The sequence below is a fragment of the Spirosoma sp. KUDC1026 genome (assembly GCF_013375035.1).
Lineage (GTDB): Bacteria > Bacteroidota > Bacteroidia > Cytophagales > Spirosomataceae > Spirosoma.
The window spans coordinates 4,822,347-4,844,267 of record NZ_CP056032.1 but is presented as its reverse complement, the minus strand read 5'-3'; the positions used below and the strand labels follow the sequence as shown (position 1 = coordinate 4,844,267).

The window sequence follows — 21,921 nt, the reverse complement described above, 5'->3', positions numbered from 1 at the left end:
CGTACTTATTTATGAGTAGTCAACTGTTGCTGGCAAAGACTATACAGAATACGTGCGGATAAACACATGATTTACCGGGGGCGACCGCCAGCCGGAGCGCCCTGCTGTTGAGCACCACCCGCTCCGGTATCACTGCCACCTTCACCGCCCTTTACGTCGTCGTTATTGACCGAACGGGCTTTCCGGCGGGGCTCTTCAAAGCTCATTTTACCAATCCGGTAATTGAAGGTGATTTTCACGTTCTGATTGTACAACCGGTTGACGTTAACCTGCGACAGCAGGGGTGAGTCCAGGTTGGTCCGCATGACAACGCCATTGCCCAGAAAGTTCTCGGCGGCAATACCGATGCTGCCCCGTTTGTTGGCCAGATCTTTCCGAACGCCCAGCGAGTACATATAAAAACTACCCATCGTGCCCTGCAACTGCGGCTGGGGGCCGCGGAAGAAGCTGAACAACTGCGCGCTCCAGCCTTTATTCAACTGCAACTGGCTCATCAACCGACCTCCCAGACTGACCCCCGAATTGCTGATCGTGATGGAGCGGCCGTCGGCACCCGGCGTCAGGCCCTGCATGTAGACGTAGTACCCGTCAATACCGCCGTTGAGACTCCATTTCGGGGTCAGGTTGGTGTTGAAGAAAACGTTGGCGCCATACGTCCGCTGCACCCCGATGTTCTGGTAGGTCGTGATCAGACCACCGGCCAGCGTATCGGACGGAATCCGGATCTGCGAAATGGCGTTGTCGGTCAAACGGCCGAAGACGGCTGCGTTGAGGTACGTCTTTTTGATGGTCGAGCTCCAGCTCAGTTCCATGTTGTCGGTCAGTTCGGGGCGCAGCGTCGGGTTGCCAATCTGAATATTCTGTGGGTTGGCTGCATTCGGGTTCGGGTTCAGCTGCTGCAGACCCGGCCGCTGAATCCGGCGATTGTAGGCGATTTTCATCGTGCCACCCCCTTTAATACTCTTGGAGATATTGATGCTGGGCACCAGGTTACCGTAGCTGGGAATATTCAGCGGAACGTTCTCGTTGGCAGTGGCCGAAATACTGGTCCGTTCGTAGCGCGTGCCCACCTTGAACGTGTACTTGCTGGGCGTTACGTAGGTGTAGGAGACGTACCCTGCGCCGATATTCTGGTCGTAGTTGAGCGAGCCCGGCGGGTTGCCGGGGTCGAGCGCTACTCCTTCCGAAAGGCCACCGATCAGGTACCGATACCGGCTGTCGACCTGCCGCATAATGGCCTTCCCGCCAAACTCCAGGAGTTGATTTTTGCGAAGGGGCGTCTGGTAATCGGTCTGGATCGTAATTTCCTGGTTCGTGTTGTTGTTGATGTTCTGCTGGCGACCCGTCAGCGTTCCTGCCTGGTTGAGAATATCAGCGTAGAAATTGTTCGTCAGACCCGTGCGGCTGTATTGCGTCGAAATGCTCCATTCCTGCTGGGGCTTGAACGTTCGGATGTAATCCAGATTCATATCTACTGAATTTGATAGATCCCGGCGGTCAACATCACGGTTCGTTACGCTCTGCAATACGTCGCCAATATAGGCGCTGGTTAGCTGGTTTTGCTGCTGCACGAAGTTGCGCGTACCGTAGCGGATCCCGGCCGACAGCGACTGATTCTTACCCAGATCGTAGTCGATGCCCATGGTATACTGGCCAAAGAGGGGTTTGTCGAAGGCCGATGCCTGCTGTGAGGTACGTTGCTGCTGCGTGCCGACCAGCGTGGTCTGTTCCAGCGTCGACGAGGCCCGGTTGTACATGGCCCGGCCAAAACCGCCGAGCGTAATGCCCAGCTTGCCCTGTCGGTAGGAACCATTCAGACCCAGGTTTGAGGCCCGCAGGCCAGCCCCGGCGTCGACGTTCAGCGTCAGGCCGTGGAGCGTATTTTTCTTGGTAATGATGTTGATGATTCCGGCGGCACCTTCGGCGTCGTACTTGGCCGATGGGCTGGTGATTACCTCTACCGACTTGATCATGTCGGCGGGCAGCTGTTTCAGCGCGTCGGCTACGTTTGATGCCACAATCGTCGAGGGCTTGTTATTGATCAGCACACGGATGTTGCTGCTGCCCCGCAGGCTTACGTTCCCATCCAGGTCGACCGACAGCATCGGCACGCGCTTCAGAATGTCGCTGGCGTCTCCGCCTTTGGCCGTAATGTCTTTGTCAGCATTGAAAACCAATCGGTCTACCTTCTCTTCGATCAGGGCGGCCTGGCCGGTGACGACAACCTCACCCAGTGTTCGTACGTCGGCAGGAAGCTGAACCGAACCCAGGTTAATCTCGGTGCCTTTGGCAATAGTGAATGGCTTGGACTCCCGGTTTTTGTAGCCGATAAACGAGTACTGAAGCCGGTAGTCGCCCGGCGCCAGTTTGGTCATCGAGAAGCTGCCTTTGGCGTCGGACGTAGTACCATCGATGGGTTTATTGGTTTTCGTGTTGATGAGCGCAATGGTCGCAAACTCAACCGGCTTGCCCGTCGTGGAGTCGACCAGCATCCCGGTTATCCTGCCGTTGCCTTTGGGCGCGTCATCGGCAACGCCCGTAAACTCTTTCTTTTGCCGCTCGTTGTTGCCGCCCATGCCCGGAGGACCGCCAGGACCACCACCCGGAGGGCCAAACTGAGCCTGGGCGAGTTGCGCCAGCCCGACGAGCAGGCCGAGGGTTAACAAAAACGGGGGCATGTGCTTTTTCATTGGTAGCATCGGAGATTGATGGACCAAAACAACAGTCGGTTGATGAACCCAGAAAATACAATAGACAGAGGCCAGAAATGTGTCGGCAGATTGCCGGTTTTAACCGATGAAACGGGTCTGGCTGATACTGGCTGAAAAGCGGCTTCGTTCGTCGGTCAGAACGGCTTGCTCATCGGCAAAATCGGGAGAACCGGCGATTGGCGGCACTGAACTGATAAAATTCCGGTAAACTTGCTTCTTTCCAACGGACTATGGCTGTTTCTCTGTTTTCCCGTCGTTACGTTACCGCACTGATCCATGTACTGGGGTGGGGGTTGCTGGGCTACCTGCTCTTCTTTGCCCAGAGTTTCAGCTTCACCTTTAAGCTGTCTCCCCTGTTCTGGATCCGCCAGTTCATCTTTTTCTGCCTGATCGTCGCGACCTTTTACCTGAACGCCCGCATTCTGGTACCCCGGCTGCTGCGGCTCAATCACACAGGACAGTACCTGCTGGCCGTAACGGGTATCATCCTGTTTATTACGCTGGTGGTGGGTGGCCTTGAGTTCTGGTTCGATCTACCCGTCATGTTTCACCGGATGTTTCACCCTGACGGCAAAGGTGAACCAAGATACTACGGCTGGGTGCAGCCTACGCTGGTCACGATTCTGCTGGTACTGGGTATTAGTACTAGCATGAGCCTGCTACAGAAATGGCAGCAGGACGCCAATCTGCGCCTGGCGCTCGAACAGGCCAAAACAACCTCGGAGCTGTCATTCCTGAAGGCCCAGATCAATCCGCATTTCTTTTTTAATACGCTCAATAACATCTACGCCCTGACCGCGCTCGACGTCGAACTGGCGCAGGAGGCTCTGCACCGGCTCTCGCGGATGATGCGCTACGTCCTCTACGAAACCCAGTCGGGCACGACCCTGCTGAGTAAGGAGCTGGCGTTCGTCAACGATTATATCCAACTCATGCAGCTACGTCTGACCGACAAGGTGACCGTATCGGTTAATACGCCGGAATTGGTGCGGGAGCAGGCCATCGCGCCCATGCTGCTGCTGCCGTTCGTGGAAAATGCGTTCAAGCATGGGGTAAGTACGCTGTTGCCCAGCCGGATTTCCATCACCATTCAGCAGACACCGGAACAACTGGTGCTGGACGTGCGGAATACACTGCTGACCGACAAAACGCTCTCCCTGGAAACCGGCGGCATCGGCCTGACCAACACCCGGCGACGGCTGGATCTGCTGTATCCAGGACAATATGACCTGCTCATCAACGAGCATACCGCCGACGATGAATATCAGGTACAGCTAACCGTTCATTTGTCATGATACTTACCTGTATTGCGGTCGACGACGAACCGCTGGCGCTGGGGCTGGTTTGCTCCTTCATCGAAAAAACGCCTTTTCTGCAACTGGCAGGCCGGTTCAGCAGCGCCATCGAAGCACTGCAGGCTATGCTGCACCAACCGGTAGATGTAGTATTTCTGGACATCCAGATGCCCGACCTGACCGGGCTGGAGCTGGCCCGGGTACTGGACCGGTCGACGCGGGGTACCCCGGCCACGCGGGTGATTTTCACGACGGCCTTCGATCAGTTTGCGCTCGATGGTTTCCGGGTCGACGCACTTGATTACCTGCTGAAGCCCTTCAACTACGCCGAATTTCTGCGGTCGGCTACCAAAGCGCAGCACTACTTCGAACTGCGCCAGCGACAGGATGTGCCCGTGACTACGCTTCTCCCGGCTGCCCCCGTTACTACGTCGGAGGACTATCTGTTTCTGAAAGTTGAGTACCAGCTGGTCCGGGTGGCCTACCGCGACATTCTGTATATGGAAGGGCTGAAAGACTACGTAAAAGTGTATCGGCAGAGCGACCCCAAACCGCTGCTGGCCCTGACGAGTTTGAAAGCGCTCGAAGAGAAACTGCCGGTTGCGCAGTTCATGCGGGTACACCGGTCGTTCATCGTCGCCCTGGATCAGATCAACGCCGTCACGCGTAACTCCGTCCAGATCGGCTCGGCCACCATCCCCGTCAGCGATCAGTATAAAGATGCGTTTGGTACGTTTATCAGCCGGTGGATGTAGAAAAGTAGGTAGACGTTAGCTGTTGATCTCGCTCCGGCAGGGGGTACGGGGAGAAGAGCCGTATTGATTACCACCCCCCCGGCCCCCTCCGCACCGGCGGCTCGGCCACAACAGGAGGGGGAGGTTAAAAAAGGCTACTTCTGCTTGTTCCCCTCCTGTTTTAGGAGGGCCGCCGGTGCGGAGGGGCTAGGGGTGGTCAAAGCAAACTCTTATACGATTATCCTGCGACGGTGTATCCTTCAGAACAGGAGGGGGCAGAGAGAAGAAATTAGCGTAAATTGGCCCGCTTTCCTGTTTTAGGCGTTTCGCTGTTACGGAAGGATAACCTACGAGGTGACCATGCACGAAGGGCAGTTGAATAATCTGAAAATTTTAAAGCCTGTCCGACAAGCGCTACGTAATGAAGCAACGGAGGCCGAAAAACGGTTGTGGCAATACTTAAAAGGAAGCCAATTGGGTGGCCGGAAATTTCGGCGACAGCATAGCCTTGGCCTGTTTATCCTGGACTTCTACTGTCCTGCAGAGCGAATAGCAGTCGAGCTGGATGGTCTTGTGCATGATCAGCTCGACGTCAGGTCTTATGACGAGGAACGGCAAAAGGCCATTGAGTCGCTGGGCATAACCGTGCTTCGCTTTCCCAATGAGGCTGTTTTTCTTGACATTGATCAGGTTCTGAAGACGATTCGACTGCAGTTTAAAGCGGATTGACTACCCCCCGCCCCCCTCCTAGAAAATTAGGAGGGGGATCTGAAAAGGGCACCTCTACCAGTTTTCCTGACGCTATGGCGAACCGTTAGAAAAGTAGGAGGGGGAGGTTGGAGAGGTTACTTCTGCATGTTCTCCTCTTTTAAGCTAATCTTTTATGGGTTTCATGTGGAGGTGGATTTGGCTTATTTTGCCGTCAACTACCACCCCCCGGCCCCCTCCTAGAAAATTAGGAGGGGGGGCGAAAGGTCACCCCTGCTTGTTCCCCTCCTGTTTTAGGAGGGGCTAGGGGTGGTAAGAGCGAAACTCCTATAAAATCAGCTTCTAAAACAGGAGGGGGATTGGAAAAGGTTACTTCTGCTTGTTCCCCTCCTAAAACAGGAGGGGCGGCCCGTGCCGGTGGTTAGGGGCTCCTTCTACAAGATTAGGTTTTGAGGGAAGTAGAACAACACGATAGTTAAAGCATTAAAAACACAGAACAACCCTGATCGGCAAATGACGTTTTCCTTACTGGTCGGCTTAAAGAATAACCTGGTTTATACGCAGTACTTCTATACGCAGACCCGCCTGCTGTACCCGAACATCGAGCTAGTCTTCGTTAGCTTTAACAGCACCGACGGTACGCACCAGTGGCTCGACTCGTTGCAGGACAAGCGCGTAAGGTACTACTACGAAGAGCGGGACCGGACCCTGTCGGATACGTATAACAAGTGCATTGAACTGGCGACGTCCGACTACGTGGTCTTTGCGCACAATGACATGGTACTGGCTCCCGGCTTTATTGAACAACTGACGGCTCTGCAAACCGACGAACAAGTACTGTTTTACACTACCGTCGAGCCACCTATCTTCGCGGATGACCCGCGCCCCGGCAAAATCGTCCGGGATTTCGGGGCCGACGTGGCTATGTTTCAGCGGGATGCGTTCTTCCAGTTTGCGCAGGCTGAGCAGCAACGTAATGAGCAGGCGAGCCAGACGGCTGTTACGACCAGTAAAGGTATTTTCTTCCTGTCCGCGTCGCGAAACTTACTGCTGGACATCGGCGGGCTGGACCCGCTGTTCAACCCGATGTTCTGTGAGGACGACGATTTGCTGTTGCGGTTTGGTCTGAAAGGCGTGGAGATGGTGGTTGGCCTGAATGTGCTGTGTTATCACTTCGTCAGCAAGACGTCCCGATTTTCAGAGGAGTACGTTAACCGGACCCGGCAAATCGAGTTGCAATCCAACCGGAACTTTGTCCGTAAATGGGGCTTCCGGAATAGCGATCATAGTAAACACAAGTACGATATTGGCCTGATCCTGACTAACGGTACGGTGGCCGCCTTGTGGGAACTGGAACCCTGGGTATCGACGATCTACACAGACCTCGATCCGGCGGCCTATATCCTGGAAGAACAGCCCACGACAGCCGTTGACCTGACAAAGAAAATCAAGCCGCTGACGGCGGAACGTAACAGTGGGGTGCTGGTTTCGATTGATGCCGGGAAAGCCCCGCTCGACCAGATCACGTTCCTGTCGGAGATTATATACAACCGGATCAACAAGCCAAAATCAGCCCTTAAAAAGTTCTGGTATCGTTTGTTTCCAGCGTTTACCTGGCGTGGGTACCGAATCCGGATCATTGACCCAACGACGCACGAAACGCGTCTGATTCATAAAAAACTGACGTATGCTTGACCGATTACTTGCCCGTCGTATCCGGCTGTCGTACGGGATCACCGTCTGCAACGAGGCCGTGGAACTGGAACGGCTGATTCTTTTTTTGCTGCTGCACAAAGACCCAAACGATCAGATCGTGGTGTTGCAGGACATCACCCAACCCGACGGGTGGGTAACCGACGTACTACATCGCTACCGGGATAAATTAACGCACCAAAGCGCGCGGCTTGATGGCGATTTCGCTACGTTCAAGAACAACCTCCTGGCGGTGGCGACGGGCGATTACCTGTTTCAGATCGACGCCGATGAACTACCCCGCGAAAGCCTGCTCCATTCGCTGAAAAGTGAACTGCGCAAACAACGCAAGAGCGACTGTCTGGCCGTTCCCCGCATCAATCTGGTGAAAGGACTAACACCGGAATGGATTGCTGCCTGGCAGTGGCAGGTCGATGACCGGGGGCGAATCAACTACCCGGATTATCAGGTGCGCATCTTTAAGCTTAATCAGGGAATTCACTGGAAAAATAGGGTGCATGAAGAACTGGACGGGCACAAGAGTTGCCATTTCCTGCCAGCCGAAACGGATGAATTTTGCCTCATGCACCCCAAAGACATTGAGCGGCAGAAAAAGCAGAATGAGTTTTACCAGCGACTTGGGTAGAGCCGGGGGAGTATGCTTTGATAGGAGTAACTATATAGATTTCCTTTAAGTCGCGTTTTTGTCATCCCGACCTCAGGAGGGATCTTCGATAGCCGGTAGCTTTTCTTACATCTACCGAAGATCCCTCCTGAGGTCGGGATGACAAAAGCAGGGTAGACTTATATTGACTGGGAGCTTGACTTGTACGGTTCGTTACCGCTGACGATGCTCCTGTTTGTGCTGCCGCTGGAATGGCATAGAACACACGACGTTATCCCTTAGCTTTGCCGGATGAAGAAAATAGCGTTTGTGGTGCAGCGGTACGGTGTTGAGGTCAACGGAGGAGCGGAATACTATTGCCGGATCATGGCCGAGCGGCTGGCAGCTACCTATGAAGTCGACGTGCTGACCAGCTGCGCGCTGGAATACGTTACCTGGGCCAACTGGTACCCGGCCGAAACCGTAACTATCAACGGCGTGCGGGTTCATCGGTTTGCGACGAAGCACGAACGGCTGGTGAAGCAGGCATCGCGCGCGGAACACAAACTCAAAAAATGGTCCCAGCCCGAACAGTGGCAGGGCCTGAACCGGCTCAAAATGTGGGGACGGGCGCTGGTGGGCAAGAGCATCCGACGCTACAGCCGGTTGTGGGCGAAATACCAGGGCCCGTACACGCCCGAGATGATTACCTACCTGAAACGCAATCACCAGCAGTACGACGCGCTGATTTTTATTACGTACCTCTATTACCCGACCATTGCCGGGCTGAACGTAGCGCCCCGTAAGTCAATCTTTATCCCGACGGCGCACGATGAAATCCCGATTTACCTGCCCGTGTTCCGGCCGCTGTTTCAGAAGCCGCGTGCCATCCTGTTCCTGACCCCCGCCGAACGCAGCTTCGTGCACCAGCTATTCAAGAATGACGCCATCGAGAACGATGTCGTGGGGGTGGGCATCGAACCGGCCAAGGCGCTGGCCGAACAACCTGTCAGTGAAATACTGGGTACCGATGCCGACTATCTGCTGTACATCGGACGGATTGACACGGCGAAAGGCTGCGACACGATGTTTGACTTCTTTACGCGGTATAAAGCCGAGCATCCGTCGCCGGTAAAGCTGGTGCTGGTGGGACAGGCGTTCATGCTCATTCCGGAGCACCCCGACCTGCTACCGGTTGGCTTCGTGGACGAGCCGGTGAAAGCGAGCCTGCTGCAATACGCCAAAGCCCTGATCATGCCCTCGCCTTACGAAAGCCTGTCGATGGTGACGCTGGAAAGTTTTGCCGTTGGCATTCCCGTCATCGCTACGTCCGAATGCGCCGTCTTACGCGACCATATCGTGGGCAGCCGGGCGGGACTGCTGTACCGAAGCTACGAGGAGTTTGAAACCGCTGTTGATCAGATGCTGACCCAGGATTCGTCCGAAATGGCCGAGTACGGCCGCGCCTACGTCCGGCAGTACTACACCTGGGAAACCGTACTAGAAAAGTTTGATAGGGCGGTGGATTACGTGGCGGGGTAGATTGTAAGTATCTTACTTAAAAGGAAGATGAGAGATTACTATTTCTATATTTTCTCCCCCGCTCTTCAATTGATCTTTGATGTGATAATTGAAGGCAGCTGCCCACTCATCTGGTCGTTCTACTTTAGGTCCTAAAGTTATCTTTTTTATTGATGGAACAATATCTACTAGCTCAATGTAAACTTTAGGAGGGTTTTCTTCTTTTTCTATCTTTTTTGTGAAACCGACTCCCTGTACGACTAATCTTACCTCATTTTCGTATTGATACTCTGAGCTCTTGAATAAATAAGCTATATCATTCAGTAAATTAGTTACGCTGTTTTTTTGATTTTCACTTAAATTTTTGACTTTGCTTTTTAACTCATTCATAAGAAGATTCAATTGCTTTTCTGTTGATTTCTTCTTTCCTGGAATTATAAATGAATTTTTTGATAAATACGCTACGTTGTAGAAGGTAAATTGTTCTTCATCTTGTGACTGAACTTCTGATTTTGTGCCTGTCGGGCTTATTTGTTCTTTTAAGTTGTCAACAAATTCCCTTTTGTAGATAGTTAAGGCGCAACCTTTAGCTTCTGCTAGAGCTTCCTTGCCATACATACGCCATAAGGTTAAATCATTATGTTTATTGTCAGCTACAAAGCTTCCGATAAATGGCCTTTCTACAAATAATTTAGCCATTGTCTCATCAGCGCTGAACTTCGATATTCCGTAAGAAAGATAGTTAAATAACTCCCGGCCCTCAGATGTGTCGTTTAGAAAAGCGCCTTCCGATAAACGAAATGGGCTATTACCTAATATCATTGACCTAGCGCCTGATAAACTAGTATAATGTGTCAAACACGTATTTTCAAATAGCAGCAGTCGTTTAATTTTGTTTACTATACTATCAATTTCATCATACCAAGCATTCTCTATTCTTTTCTTTAGCTCACTAATACTGGATAAAGAAACCTGTGTATAGTAGTCATCAGAATTATTAGTTAGACTAACATAGCGCTCATAGTCAGCAATTGCTTTTTGGTATTCTTTCTTACTGGACCACGTAATAGCTCTGTTATAAAAGGCATACGATTCGTTTGAGTCTAATCGAATGGCTTCGGTGTAGTCTGAAATGGCTTTGTCATATTCACCCTTCTCAGCCCAAGCATTACCTCTATTATTGTAAAAAGTCGCTTTTGGATCTAATCGGATAGCTTCAGTGTAATCTGAAATCGCTTTGTTATATTCTTTCTTTCCATACCATGCTAGTCCTCGATTTCCAAAAGCATATGCTTCGCTTGAGTCTAATCGAATGGCTTCGGTGTAATCTGAAATGGCTTTGTCATATTCACCCTTCTCAGCCCAAACAAGACCTCGATTAACATATCTATTTGCTTTTGGATCTAATCGGATAGCTTCAGTGTAATCTGAAATCGCTTTGTTATATTCTTTCTTTCCATACCATGCTAGTCCTCGATTTCCAAAAGCATATGCTTCGCTTGAGTCTAATCGAATGGCTTCGGTATAGTCTGAAATCGCTTTGTTATATTCACTCTTGCCGTACCAAGCATTACCTCTCGACAGATAACTTATTGCCAATTGAGGATCAATATCTATCGATTTTTGCGCGTAAGAAAAAGCTGCTTCTGTCTCATTTAATCTTGCATGAGCTCTTGCTCTCCAAGCATACAAAGCAGCATTTGTGTATTGTATGAGACAGTCATCATTTAGGAGGTTAATAATTTCTTGATATTTTTTCTCTTCGAACAGTTGTTTGGCTTGATGGATGATTTGTTCTAGTATCGGTTTCATACATGTATGTTTGGCAGGTAAGGGAGCGCACTATTAGATGTACTTTATTAGATAAAAGTATTATCAGTAAAGTATACATGCTAACTGAATTACCCCTTATTACGATACATGGCTCTACCCCAACACTTCCTGAATGTTATTCAACCGTTTGTAGATGCTATCGTCGCGGTTGATGAGTTCGTAGTGGTTGCCACGCTCCACGATTTCTCCGCCTTCCATAATCAGGATTTCGTCGGCTTCCTTGATGGTGCTCAGGCGGTGGGCGATTACCAGGGTCGTGCGCCCTTCCATCAGGTTGTTTAGCGCTTCCTGCACGGATTTTTCGGATTCGACATCCAGCGCTGATGTCGCTTCGTCCAGAATCAGGATTGACGGCTTTTTGAACACGGCGCGGGCGATACTTAGCCGCTGTCGCTGTCCGCCACTCAGGCGGATACCCCGGTCGCCGATGTTGGTGTTGTAGCCATCTTCGGTATCCATGATAAACGAATGGGCGTTAGCGACTTTGGCCGCGGCTATTACGTCCTCCAGTTTGGCGTCCGGCTGACCGAGGGCGATGTTGTTAAAGATCGAGTCGTTGAACAGAATGATTTCCTGCGTTACGAAACTCATCTGCTTCCGTAACGACTCCATTGTGTAGTCGCTTACGTCGATACCATCGATCGTAACGCTGCCCTGCGTCGGTTCGTAGAAACGCGGAATCAGGTCGGCGATGGTCGATTTACCCACGCCCGAGGGACCAACCAGCGCAATTTTACGTCCCTTCTCCATCCGGAAATTAATGTTTTTCAGGACGGGTTTATCCCCGTACTGGAAGCTGACGTTTTTGAAAACGACCTCCCGGTGGAATCCTTTGAGCGGGACGGCGGTTGGTTTGTCCTCAATCTCGATCGGTTTGTCGAGCAATTCCAGAATACGCTCACCGGCGGCCTGTCCCTGCTGAATGTTCGTGATGGCCACCACCATCGCCTTAGCGGGGCGAATCACCTGCGAGAAAATAGCGATGAACGCAATGAACGAGCTGGCCTGCAGGTTGCCCTCGCTGTTCAGCACCAGACTACCTCCGTAAACCAGAATGCAGGCCACGATAAAGACGCCCGACGCTTCGGAGAAGGCAGGGGCCAGCTCCCGGCGTTTGAAGCCTTCCAGGCTGGCCTTGCGGTAAAAATCGTTTTCGGCGCTGAAGCGACTCAGTACAAACGGCGTCGCATTAAAGGAGCGGATAATCCGCATGCCCATCAGCGTTTCGTCCATCAGCGTCAGCATCCGCCCCATCGATGACTGTACGTCCTGGGCTTCTTTCTTGAGCCGTTTCGTCACGGCGGCAATGCCCACGGCCGAGATTGGGATGATCACCAACGTAAAGAGCATCAGTTTAGTCGAAATCAGGAAAAGGGCCGTGAAATAGCCGATCAGCATGTACGGCTCTTTGAAGACAACCTCGATCGAACTGCCCGCTACGCTCTCAATGACATAGACGTCGCCGTTGAGCCGGGAGAGCAGGTCTCCTTTGTGTTCTTTGGTAAAATAGCCCAGGTGCAGGTTGTTGATCTTGGCAAACAGGGCTTCCCGCAGTCGCTTGACGAGCAGCGTTCGGACACCCAGCAGGCACTGCTGCGCCAGGAAGCGAAACAGGTTGGTCATTACCACCGCTACGACGATCATCCCCGCGAGGAAATACAGCGCGTAGACCGGGTTGGTCGTTTTGAACTGGTAGATCAGGTGGTAGAAAACGTCCTTGAAGTAATTCCCGGTCAGATGGAAGTCCGGCATTGTCGCGTACTTGGCGGCATCGGCCGTGTTGATCGGATCAAACAGGAAGTTGAGCAGCGGAATGATCAACGCAAACTGGAAGACGTTGAAAAAAACGCTGATAATCGTGAAGAAAAAGAACGGGACAATAAACTTTCCATAAGGCTTGGCGTACGCCATCAGCCGTCTATAAACCTTCATTCGTTGGTGTTAACGTATACAATTCTCGTCGGTCCGCCGTAAGAACGGAGGGCGCAGGCTGAAGTACCGCGGGTAATTCCGGAAGCAAAGATCGGTATACTTCCAGATATTTCCGGGCCGAGTCTTCCCAATTGAACGTAGCGCTGTACGCTTTCATTGCTTCCCGGATGCGGTTTCCGGCGTTTTGGTAGTGCAGCATCCCGGATTGGAAATCGTCGTGCATATTGTCGAAATCATGGAAATAGAACGCGAGATCCTTCCCGATTTCCGTCATGGCCGTGTGTTTCGACAGGAACACCGGTTTACCCACCGACATGGCTTCGGTGATGGGCAGACCAAATCCTTCAGCGAGCGACGGCATCACCACGGCCTGGCAGTTGTGGTAGTACCACGATTTTTCGTTCTCCGAAATTTCGTTGACCAGGTGCGTCCGGTCACCAACGTTCAGATCCGACGCCTGCTGCCGGATGAAATGAGCGTATTCCTTGTCCTCGTGCCGGCCGGCCAGCACCAGTTCCATGTAGGGGTTGCTCTGCAGCAGGGGCAGAATCCGGTGCTGGTTCTTCTTACGGGTAACGGCGCCAATGTTGAACAGAAACGGTACGCGGGGGCGGTACGATTTCTCGTCCAGCGTTGGTTTGGGAAGACCGTTGGTGCCGTTGTAGATGACATGCACGGGCCGGTTGCCCACGTCGCAGTGGGTCAGCACGTCGTTGCGAGTAAACTCCGAAATGCAGACAATGGCGTCGCTGCGGTTGATGTTTTCTTGTAAATGGCTGAGGTAACGCTCTTTCTTCCGGTCCGGTTTGTCTTCGTACAGGAAGTTCAGATCGTGGATCGTCAGCAGGACTTTTATTTTCCTGTTCCGGCGGGGAACGTAATTTGAATTCTGGTAGGTACAGTGCCAGAGCTGATACTGACTGACCGACGGCATAAAGAACTTTTGCAGCGAGTGTTGGGGGAGAGCGGATACCGACGGCCCGAAAGCTGACGATACGTGGCGGGGTATAAACACCGACATTTTTTCCTGCTCGAGCTGTTGCTGAATCGCTCTACCCAGGTTGAGGCAAAAGTAGTACAGGCCTGTGTTGGCGTACTTCATGCGCTCGCAGTCAAAAATAATCTGGTGCATATCGAAATCGCTTTACTACGTTGGTTAGCTTAAAAGAAAAGTTTAAAACGAGCGTCACGGCGAGAATAAATGCACGCTTGTATGAGATCACTATACATAACGGTTCGTTTATGATAGTGAGTCTCAGACCGGGTAGAAGGGTTGGAATACTGCCGGAACATATTTATCCCGGAGTAAAATACCGACTCAAACCTGATAATGTTGCATTTTTTAACAAAATCTGAGGATATGCACGCTCTAAACCTGCAATTTTGAGGTATGTCTCAATTCATATTGGATTGCAACCTGATGAAGTATGTACATTCGGGGTTGTACCATTATTGTCATAATCTTGGCGTCCACGTCAATAAGCTACTCGAAGCAGAGCATCAGCCGCTGATGCAGATGTACCTGCCCCCCGCCGAAAAGTAACATTCGATCCTGAACCTTATCACCTGGTCGAAGAACGATGGCACAAGCTGTTCCGGCCGTTCCTGAAGGACTGCCGGGTGTGGCACGCGCCGTTCCAGTCCGGCCGGATTTTACCCAATAAGAAGCGTCACCCGAAGCTGAAGGTCGTGCTGACCGTTCACGACCTGAACGTCCTGCACGAAGGAAAGCCCGAGCCGGTGCAGCAAAAAAGCCTGGCCCACACGCAGTCGCTGATCGACCAGAGCGACGCCATTGTCTGCATTTCCGAATTCACGAAAAGCGACGTTCTGGCTCATTGCCGCGTTGGCGACAAACCCGTTTATGTCATCTACAACGGCCTCAACAAAGCGCCGGATCAGGTAGGGGAACCTACTGGGTACCGACCCTCCGGCGAATTTTTGCTGGGTATTGGCTACCAGAACAAGAAAAAGAACTTCCACGTTCTGCTGCCCCTGCTCCAGTCGAACCCCGACCTCGAACTGCTGCTGGCCGGTCACCACGACGACCCGGCTTACGTCGATCAGATGCGGCAGTCTGCGCAGGCGATGGGGGTAAGCGAACGGCTGCACCTGCTCGGAACGGTATCGGAGGCCGATAAAGCCTGGTACCTGAAACACTGCAAAGCGTTCCTGCACCCCTCGCTGGCCGAAGGCTTCGGGCTGCCCGTTATCGAAGCCATGCAGTTCGGCAAACCCGTGTTTTTATCGACGGCCACGTCGCTGCCCGAGATAGGGGGGGATGCCGCTTTTTACTTTCCGAATTTTGACGCCGAAACTGTACAGAAAACGTTCGAGCAGGGCATGAACAGCTACGATACGTCGCGGGCCGGAGCCATTATCTGCAATGCCGCCCGGTTTACCTGGGAGGAAAGCGCCCGGCAATACCTGGCTGTTTACCGCTCGCTGATGTAGCCGTTTACCGCTCCCAGCGCAGCCCCGCTGGCTGAAACTGGATACCCCGGTCGGCCTGACCAGCAAACCGCAGCCGGACGGACATGGTACGGGCTTTTCTGAGCCGATTCAGTAACCGTTCGGCATCGTCAAAAAAGACGATGTTTGCCCGACCATTGGCGGCCGCCGACAGGGCAACGGAAACCGGTCGCTGCTGGTCGAACTGGATCTGCGCACTGCCGTTCTGAAAGCTCCGCGTGAACAGGCCCTTAGTAGCTTCCAGGTACAGGTAGGTCTCTCCGCTACGGCTGCGAATCCCCAGTGTTACGTTCTTCTTCTGGGTATACGGGTACGCAAACTGAATCGCATTTACCGACCGTAAGGTGGCTTTCGTGCTGCCCCCTTTCTGCGTATACTGCCAGCCCTGCGTGGGTTGCTGTTGATTACCTATCTGCCGATTTGCCGCCGTGGGAGTACTGGGTGAGCGTTGACAAATGCTGGTAGCTAGGAACAGGAACTGGAGGAAAAGGGTGCTGATCATATTGGGTTGGCTGATGACTGCCTGCAAGAAACAGACTGTAGGCTTAACGTGTACATACCTGAATAGCTCTCAGTCCATTATCAGTAGGTAGTACCTTGTTTTTGCTTTGAATAGTGCAAATAAAAAGTAGCTGGTTAATTTTTATTTGTACGGAGCACGGCAAAGGATGAACTACCTAGGCATTGAAATTGGCGGTACGAAAATCCAGGTTCGGGCAGAGGATGAACAGGGGCAACTGCTTGCTCTGGAGCGATTCAACGCCTATCCGACAGCCACCCGGATCCGGCAGCAGCTTACTGACGTCATTCAGCAACTTCAGCAACAGATCCGATTTGATGCCGTCGGGGTTGGCTTTGGTGGGCCGGTCGATTACCGGATCGGTCAGATCTGCCAATCGTTTCACGTCGATGGCTGGCACGAGTTTTCGCTGACGGACTGGCTAAGTAACCTCACCAATTGCCCCGTTTATGCCGACAACGATGCCAACGTGGCAACACTGGGAGAAGCCATGCGGGGTGCAGGTCGGTCGTATGAGCAGGTCTACTACGTGACCATTGGCAGCGGAGTCGGCAGCGGTTACGTCCGGATGGGGGAGGTCATCCACGGACGAACGCCCGGCGAGTGGGAAATTGGTCACCTTCGGCTTGACCCGACGGGTACAACCTTGCAGGACGTAGCGTCCGGCTGGGGTGTCGATGAGCGTATTCGGCAGGCCGTAGCTACTCATCCGAACTCTGTACTTAGTCAGGCCGCCCTACAGGACCCTGGCCACGAAGCCCGACACCTGGGGGCTGCCCTGGCGCAGGGAGACGCCTTTGCTGAGCGGATTTTCGCTGATACCGTTCAGCCGCTGGCCTGGGCTTTTTCGCACGTCATGCATCTGGTCCACCCCGACGTCTTGATTTTGGGCGGTGGGGTAACGAACCTGGGCGAGTGTCTGCGTCAGGCTATCGAGGAGCAGGTGGCTCGTTACGTCATGCCGGCATTCCATCCGCTACCGCCCATCCTGCTTAGTGAACTCGCCGAACAGGTCGTACCCATCGGCGCCATCGAATGGGCGAAGTATAATGTGAAGGGGTGATGTGGTTTTGTGTAAAGATCTGATTACTTGAGTAGTTTCTTTGTCATCCCTCCTTGGGTCGGGATGACAAGAGTCTCTGATAAAAGCGGTCTGATCCTTCGTCAGAAAGACAAGAGGGGACAAAAAGAAAAGAGCTTTTTCAAAAGATCATGGAAGGATATATCTCGGATTACCTAATCCGCCAACAGCAGATGCTGGCGGCTTTACCAACCCGGCAGTTAAGCGATTTAATCACCCTGTTCCGGAAAGCTTGGGAAGAAGACCGGCAGATTTTCGTATTCGGGAACGGCGGGAGCGCGGCCAATGCCTCGCACTTCATCACCGACCTGAGCAAGGGCGCGTCGGATAAGATGAGCAAACGATTCCGGGGTATGTCGCTGAACGACAACATGGCCTGGATGACTGCGCTGGGAAATGACTACGCCTACGAGGATATTTTCGTGCGCCAGCTGATGAACTTTGCCCAGCCGGGCGATCTGATGATGACTATGAGCGTCAGCGGCAACTCCCCGAACCTGGTCAAAGCGGTCGACTGGTGCCGGACGAACGGGGTGCACAGTGTAGCGCTGGTGGGCGGGCAGCGGGGCAGACTAGCCGAGATGGCCGACACCGTAGTAGCCGTCGATGACACGCACTATGGCCGCGTTGAAGATGCTCACATGAGTATCTGCCACCTGATCTGCTACGCATTCATGGAACTGAACGAAGCGATATAATCAAGCAGAAACTCTGATAACACTGGGGCTCTGATTGTCATCTTTGCAGAGTCGCTGTGCTTGATAACGTAAGGAGTGCTAGTTTAGACGAGCCACGTAAACAGCATCCAGATCAGAAGCTGCACCGTGACGCCCATCAGCAACGTAGCGATGCTGTAGACCTTTAGCGTAGCCGCCGTTTCCAGGTTGGAGAAGCGGCTGATCACCCAGAAATACGCGTCGTTGGCGTGGCTGATCGTCATGCTGCCGGCGCCCATACTCAGGATGGTGAGCGTAAGAGCCGTTGGGGAGTCCAGCCCCAGATCCGCGAGCAGGGGTGTAATCAGCGACGAGGTTGTGATGACCGCCACCGTCGACGAGCCCTGGGCCGTTTTCAGGATGCTGGCAATCAGGAACGGAAAGAAAATGCCCAGCGAGAGGCCGCCGAGTAAGTCGCCCAGGTTTTTACCCATGCCCGTTGCCTGGAGCATCTCGCCAAACATGCCCCCGGCTGCAATGATGGCGAGAATCATACCCGCCTTGTCGACCCCGTCGGTCAGCCAGTGCGACAGGTCCTGCCGGTTCTGCTGCCGGATAAGCAGGAGTGAAATCACGACGCCAACCCCCAGCGCCATGACTGGATCACCAACGAACGAGAGCAGTTGCAGTAGCAGGCTCTCCTCAACTTCAGTCGGCAAGGTGTACAGCATCACGATTGACTTGCTGGCAATCAACGCAATGGGTAACACGACGGGCAGGAATGACAGCCAGGCGGGTGGCAGGTGGTCGACCACTACGTCGTCGGTTTCGGGTGCGAGGTATTCGTGGGTGATGCTACGTCCCCGCCACATGCTCCAGGCGTAGCCCACCAGCGCGGCCGGGATGGATAGCCCCAGTCCCCAGAGCATTACCCGACCCAGATCGCCCCCCGCGGTGCCAACAGCCGTTGCCACGGCGGCAGCCGTAATGCCCGGATGTGGAGGAACCAGGCAATGAACGGCGTAGAGCGACGTCGCGAGTGCAGCCGCCATGACCGGCATCCGATGGTGCGTTTTCCGGACGAGCGAGTGGTTCAGTCCGCTCAGGATAATAAAGCCGCTGTCGCAGAAAATAGGAAAGCCGATGATAAAGCCGGTCAGGGCAATAGCGGCTGGTGCGTTCTTCTCATTCACCAGCCGTAGAATTCGGTTCGCCATGCTCATCGTCGCGCCTGTCTTTTCCAGAATGACGCCCAGTGTCGTCCCCAGAATAATGAGCAGGCCGATTTTCTCCATCGTGTGGCCGAAGCCAAGTTTAAGCGTGCCGACCAGCGTGCCCAGGGGCAGTCCACTCAACAGACCAACGCCCAGCGCAGCCAGCAGCAAGGCAAAAAAGGCGTTTACTTTTCGGTAGGCCGTGATCCAGATGATGAACCCGATACTGGCAAGCAGCAGAAAAAGGAGGTAGTACGTGTTTGTCATCGGCGTTACGTAACGATAGCCAGCATAAGGTCCATGACATTCGTCTGGGTGGGGCCGGTTATCAGCAGACTGTCCGTCTGGTTAAAAAAATGATAGGCGTCCTGATTCGACAGGTAGGTGTCAATAGATAGATTTTTCTGGTTCACCAGCGTTAGCGTATCAGTATCTACCAGCGCCCCGGTGGCATCTGTCGGGCCATCCGTACCATCGGTGCCTCCGCTCAATAGGGTCAGGGGGCGCGGGAAAGGAGAAAGGTGCGCCAGCTCGTTCAGGGCGGCCAAGGCGAAATGCTGGTTACGTCCGCCCTTGCCGGTACCCGTTACGTTGACCGTCGTTTCGCCCCCCTGAATGATACAAAGGGGGGGCGCTCCCTGATACTGAGCCGCCTGCCGGACCAGCATCTGTGCTTCGGTAACGGCGTCGCCCGTTATTGGTTCTGGAACGATGTGGGTCTGGTAGCCAAGCGACTGCGCCTGTTGGGCCGCTGCCTGCACAGCTACCCGGTTGCTGCCAATGATCGTGCTGGTTGCGCGGTCGAACAACGCATCGCCGGGTTTGGGTGTTTCGGGGATTTGACCGTTCAGCCCATTTTCCAGGTGTTGCCGAATGGGGGTAGGTACCTGTGGAATTAGCCCGTAAGCGGCTAAAATGGCGTGGGCATCCTGAAACGTAGACGCATCCGCAACCGTGGGGCCGCTGGCGATGACGCTCAGATCATCGGACGTAACGTCGCTGATGAGGAAAGAGAAAATCCGGGCGCCCCCGCAATGCCGTACCAACTGCCCGCCTTTGATGGCCGAGAGGTGTTTCCGAACAGTATTGATTTCGTCGATGGCGGCCCCGGATTTGATCAGCAGATCAAACGTTTTCTGTACATCGGGCAGGGTCAGGCCCGGCGGTACGTCGCACCACAGGGCCGACGCGCCACCACTGATCAGGCAAATCACGAGGTCGTCCGGCGTAGCCTGACGCAAGAGCGCTACCGTCTGTTCGACGGCCCGCACGCCGTTTTCATCCGGCACCGGGTGCGCAGATTCCTGAATCCGTATCCGCTCGCAGGGGAGCGAATGGCCGTACTTGGTTGTTACCAGCCCGTCGGTGATAAGGTCGCCCAGCACCTGTTCCGTAGCCACCGCCATGGCCGCCGAGGCTTTACCCGCACCAATGACATACAGATTCCTGAACGACGATCGGGGGATGAAGTCTCCGCCCAACCGTAAAATCCCGTTGGTCACCGACAGATGCTGGGGAAGCAGGGTGGCTGGCTGAACGGCTCTTATGGCCGCTGTAAAAATCTGAATTGCGTGCTGTCTTGCCTTCTCCGAACGAATTGCCACGGCTTACCTGGGATTGAGACGGCAGTTTACTAAACGTTTGCCGGTCAGCCAATGAATCCACCCCCATTTGTGGAAATACGCTTGCGTTCTGACTCTACTCAGGCAAGCAGTGGATACGTAACACGGTGCTGGTGAAGCCGTCAGAAGTTTGGCTCACAGGCCGCGCCCTTCAGGTTGTCGTCGAGTGTGTAAGCAGTTTTGCAGATTCTGGACTCGACGCGCTTACGGGCGCTGTTGGCAATGACTACGTCAACGCCTGCCTCGGCGCATAACTCGGTAATAGGACGACGGCAGCCTGCAAACAGGAGCTTTTTGATCAGTTTCTTCCGTTCATCGCGCAACTCGCCGTAAAACGAGTCGGCGTTGATCCGGCGGTTGATGTAGGCTTCATCGAAGGCCAGGCCATGCCGTTTGGCGCGATCAATCATCCAGAGCAGGGTATTGTCCGACAAGCCCGCGTCGGCATAGCCACCCCCAATATTGCTGTGAATACCCGCAAACCAGACCTGCTCCAGAATCTGCCCGGCGGGTGCGTTCGGGTCTTTCTTCCAGAGCGTGGGCAGAAACGCCTTCCGGTTTTCGTCGATGGCCAGCGCGTGATACGCACTACGTACCCGCGTGTTGAGCTGCACGTTCAGGAAGCGGTACCTACCCAGCAGCCATCGCTCTACCCAGGTGTTCAGCATTGTGAGATACCGAAAGCGATAGCGGGGCAACGGCAGCGGAATACCCAGACTACCCACCGTGTCCCAGACACCAATCATTTCGATGTCGGGTTCGTAGCAGTCGGTATGTGCTTTGTAGTCGTTGATAACGGCTTTCTGCTTCTCGTCCGTAGCCGAGGTTTTGTACGCCATATACTGCTGCTTGATGCTCTGGAGTTCTTTGGGGATTTCTTCGGTGCGGGTTTCGGCGACATGGCCGGTGGCGGCCGAGGTGGTTGCTTTGGCCAACTGCTGCTGATTCAGTGACTTGTCAATTCCAAAGCGACCAATCAAACCCGATAGGCTACGGACCGTATAAGCCCCCCGGCTAAAACCGAAAAGGTAAATTTTGTCGCCCGGCTCGTAGTGTTCCGCAATGAATCCGTAGCAGTCGAACAGATTTTTGATCAATCCTTTTCCCGTCAGGCCGCCCGTCCACCGGTCGAGACTGTTGCCGGTACCGACGCCGGGATCATAGAAGATTCTCTGGTCCGGATTCTCGGCCAGGGCCAGCGCGCGGGCCAGCTTGACGACATTGGTAGGAACCAGGCTTCCGCGGTCGAGTTGCTCGGGGTCATTCCAAGTACCGTCCGAACAGATAATGATTTTTTTGCTCATGGGTCAATCTATTTTCCAGAGC

Annotated in this window: 18 protein-coding genes; 10 read left to right on the top strand and 8 right to left on the bottom strand. The window is 53.6% G+C overall.

What is annotated here, in order from left to right; genetic code table 11:
* Window positions 1–71 precede the first annotated feature (71 nt).
* Window positions 72–2,690, bottom strand: coding sequence for a TonB-dependent receptor domain-containing protein (locus tag HU175_RS20275; protein WP_176568310.1), 2,619 nt, complete (start codon window positions 2,688–2,690; stop codon window positions 72–74).
* A gap of 251 nt (window positions 2,691–2,941) precedes the next feature.
* Between HU175_RS20275 and HU175_RS20270 the strand changes: the two genes are divergently transcribed.
* From HU175_RS20270 to HU175_RS20245, 6 genes are all read left to right on the top strand, one after another.
* Complete coding sequence (locus HU175_RS20270) at window positions 2,942–4,006, top strand: sensor histidine kinase (RefSeq protein WP_176568309.1); 1,065 nt, start codon at window positions 2,942–2,944, stop codon at window positions 4,004–4,006.
* The gene (locus tag HU175_RS20265; protein WP_176568308.1) at window positions 4,003–4,761 is read left to right on the top strand and encodes a LytR/AlgR family response regulator transcription factor; all 759 of its coding nucleotides are present in this window, start codon (window positions 4,003–4,005) and stop codon (window positions 4,759–4,761) included. The genes HU175_RS20270 and HU175_RS20265 overlap by 4 nt, the downstream gene beginning before the upstream one ends.
* Before the next feature lie 339 nt (window positions 4,762–5,100).
* On the top strand, window positions 5,101–5,469 hold the full coding sequence (locus HU175_RS20260) for an endonuclease domain-containing protein (RefSeq protein ID WP_176568307.1): 369 nt from the start codon (window positions 5,101–5,103) through the stop codon (window positions 5,467–5,469).
* A gap of 492 nt (window positions 5,470–5,961) precedes the next feature.
* The gene (locus tag HU175_RS20255; protein ID WP_176568306.1) at window positions 5,962–7,143 is read left to right on the top strand and encodes a glycosyltransferase family 2 protein; all 1,182 of its coding nucleotides are present in this window, start codon (window positions 5,962–5,964) and stop codon (window positions 7,141–7,143) included.
* Window positions 7,136–7,786: a glycosyltransferase gene (locus tag HU175_RS20250; protein WP_176568305.1), complete on the top strand. Its 651-nt coding sequence runs from the start codon at window positions 7,136–7,138 to the stop codon at window positions 7,784–7,786. The genes HU175_RS20255 and HU175_RS20250 overlap by 8 nt, the downstream gene beginning before the upstream one ends.
* A gap of 270 nt (window positions 7,787–8,056) precedes the next feature.
* Window positions 8,057–9,286 carry a glycosyltransferase family 4 protein gene (locus HU175_RS20245; RefSeq protein ID WP_176568304.1) on the top strand — a complete coding sequence of 410 codons (1,230 nt, stop codon included), beginning with the start codon at window positions 8,057–8,059 and terminating at the stop codon, window positions 9,284–9,286.
* Window positions 9,287–9,298: 12 nt separating this feature from the next.
* On the opposite strand, the gene HU175_RS20240 is transcribed toward HU175_RS20245, so the two are convergent.
* The 3 genes from HU175_RS20240 to HU175_RS20230 form a co-directional block, all read right to left on the bottom strand.
* Window positions 9,299–11,077, bottom strand: a complete 1,779-nt coding sequence (locus HU175_RS20240) for a tetratricopeptide repeat protein (protein WP_176568303.1) — start codon at window positions 11,075–11,077, stop codon at window positions 9,299–9,301.
* Between the two features lie 114 nt (window positions 11,078–11,191).
* Window positions 11,192–13,030: an ABC transporter ATP-binding protein gene (locus tag HU175_RS20235; protein ID WP_176568302.1), complete on the bottom strand. Its 1,839-nt coding sequence runs from the start codon at window positions 13,028–13,030 to the stop codon at window positions 11,192–11,194.
* Window positions 13,017–14,162 carry a glycosyltransferase family 4 protein gene (locus HU175_RS20230; RefSeq protein WP_176568301.1) on the bottom strand — a complete coding sequence of 382 codons (1,146 nt, stop codon included), beginning with the start codon at window positions 14,160–14,162 and terminating at the stop codon, window positions 13,017–13,019. The genes HU175_RS20235 and HU175_RS20230 overlap by 14 nt, the downstream gene beginning before the upstream one ends.
* 288 nt (window positions 14,163–14,450) lie before the next feature.
* Here HU175_RS20230 and HU175_RS24985 point away from each other — a divergent pair, with 288 nt between their 5' ends.
* Together HU175_RS24985 and HU175_RS20225 are read left to right on the top strand one after the other, a co-directional pair.
* Window positions 14,451–14,573 carry a hypothetical protein gene (locus tag HU175_RS24985; RefSeq protein WP_255433055.1) on the top strand — a complete coding sequence of 41 codons (123 nt, stop codon included), beginning with the start codon at window positions 14,451–14,453 and terminating at the stop codon, window positions 14,571–14,573.
* A 77-nt stretch (window positions 14,574–14,650) separates the two neighbouring features.
* Window positions 14,651–15,484: a glycosyltransferase family 4 protein gene (locus tag HU175_RS20225; RefSeq protein ID WP_176568300.1), complete on the top strand. Its 834-nt coding sequence runs from the start codon at window positions 14,651–14,653 to the stop codon at window positions 15,482–15,484.
* Window positions 15,485–15,488: 4 nt separating this feature from the next.
* Here HU175_RS20225 and HU175_RS20220 read toward each other — a convergent pair whose 3' ends face one another.
* A complete protein-coding gene (locus HU175_RS20220; protein WP_176568299.1) occupies window positions 15,489–16,004 on the bottom strand; it encodes a hypothetical protein in 516 nt (171 codons plus the stop codon).
* 166 nt (window positions 16,005–16,170) lie between these two features.
* On the opposite strand from HU175_RS20220, the gene HU175_RS20215 reads away from it, so the two are divergent.
* Window positions 16,171–17,085, top strand: a complete 915-nt coding sequence (locus tag HU175_RS20215; RefSeq protein ID WP_176568298.1) for an ROK family protein — start codon at window positions 16,171–16,173, stop codon at window positions 17,083–17,085.
* Window positions 17,086–17,234: 149 nt separating this feature from the next.
* Window positions 17,235–17,801, top strand: a complete 567-nt coding sequence (locus tag HU175_RS20210) for an SIS domain-containing protein (protein ID WP_176568297.1) — start codon at window positions 17,235–17,237, stop codon at window positions 17,799–17,801.
* 83 nt (window positions 17,802–17,884) lie between these two features.
* Here HU175_RS20210 and HU175_RS20205 read toward each other — a convergent pair whose 3' ends face one another.
* From HU175_RS20205 to HU175_RS20195, 3 genes are all read right to left on the bottom strand, one after another.
* Window positions 17,885–19,240, bottom strand: a complete 1,356-nt coding sequence (locus HU175_RS20205; RefSeq protein ID WP_176568296.1) for a GntP family permease — start codon at window positions 19,238–19,240, stop codon at window positions 17,885–17,887.
* A gap of 5 nt (window positions 19,241–19,245) precedes the next feature.
* Entirely contained in the window at window positions 19,246–20,577 is a 1,332-nt protein-coding gene (locus HU175_RS20200) for a glycerate kinase (RefSeq protein ID WP_176568295.1), read from the bottom strand.
* 140 nt (window positions 20,578–20,717) lie between these two features.
* On the bottom strand, window positions 20,718–21,899 hold the full coding sequence (locus HU175_RS20195; protein WP_176568294.1) for a DUF2235 domain-containing protein: 1,182 nt from the start codon (window positions 21,897–21,899) through the stop codon (window positions 20,718–20,720).
* Window positions 21,900–21,921: the final 22 nt, after the last annotated feature.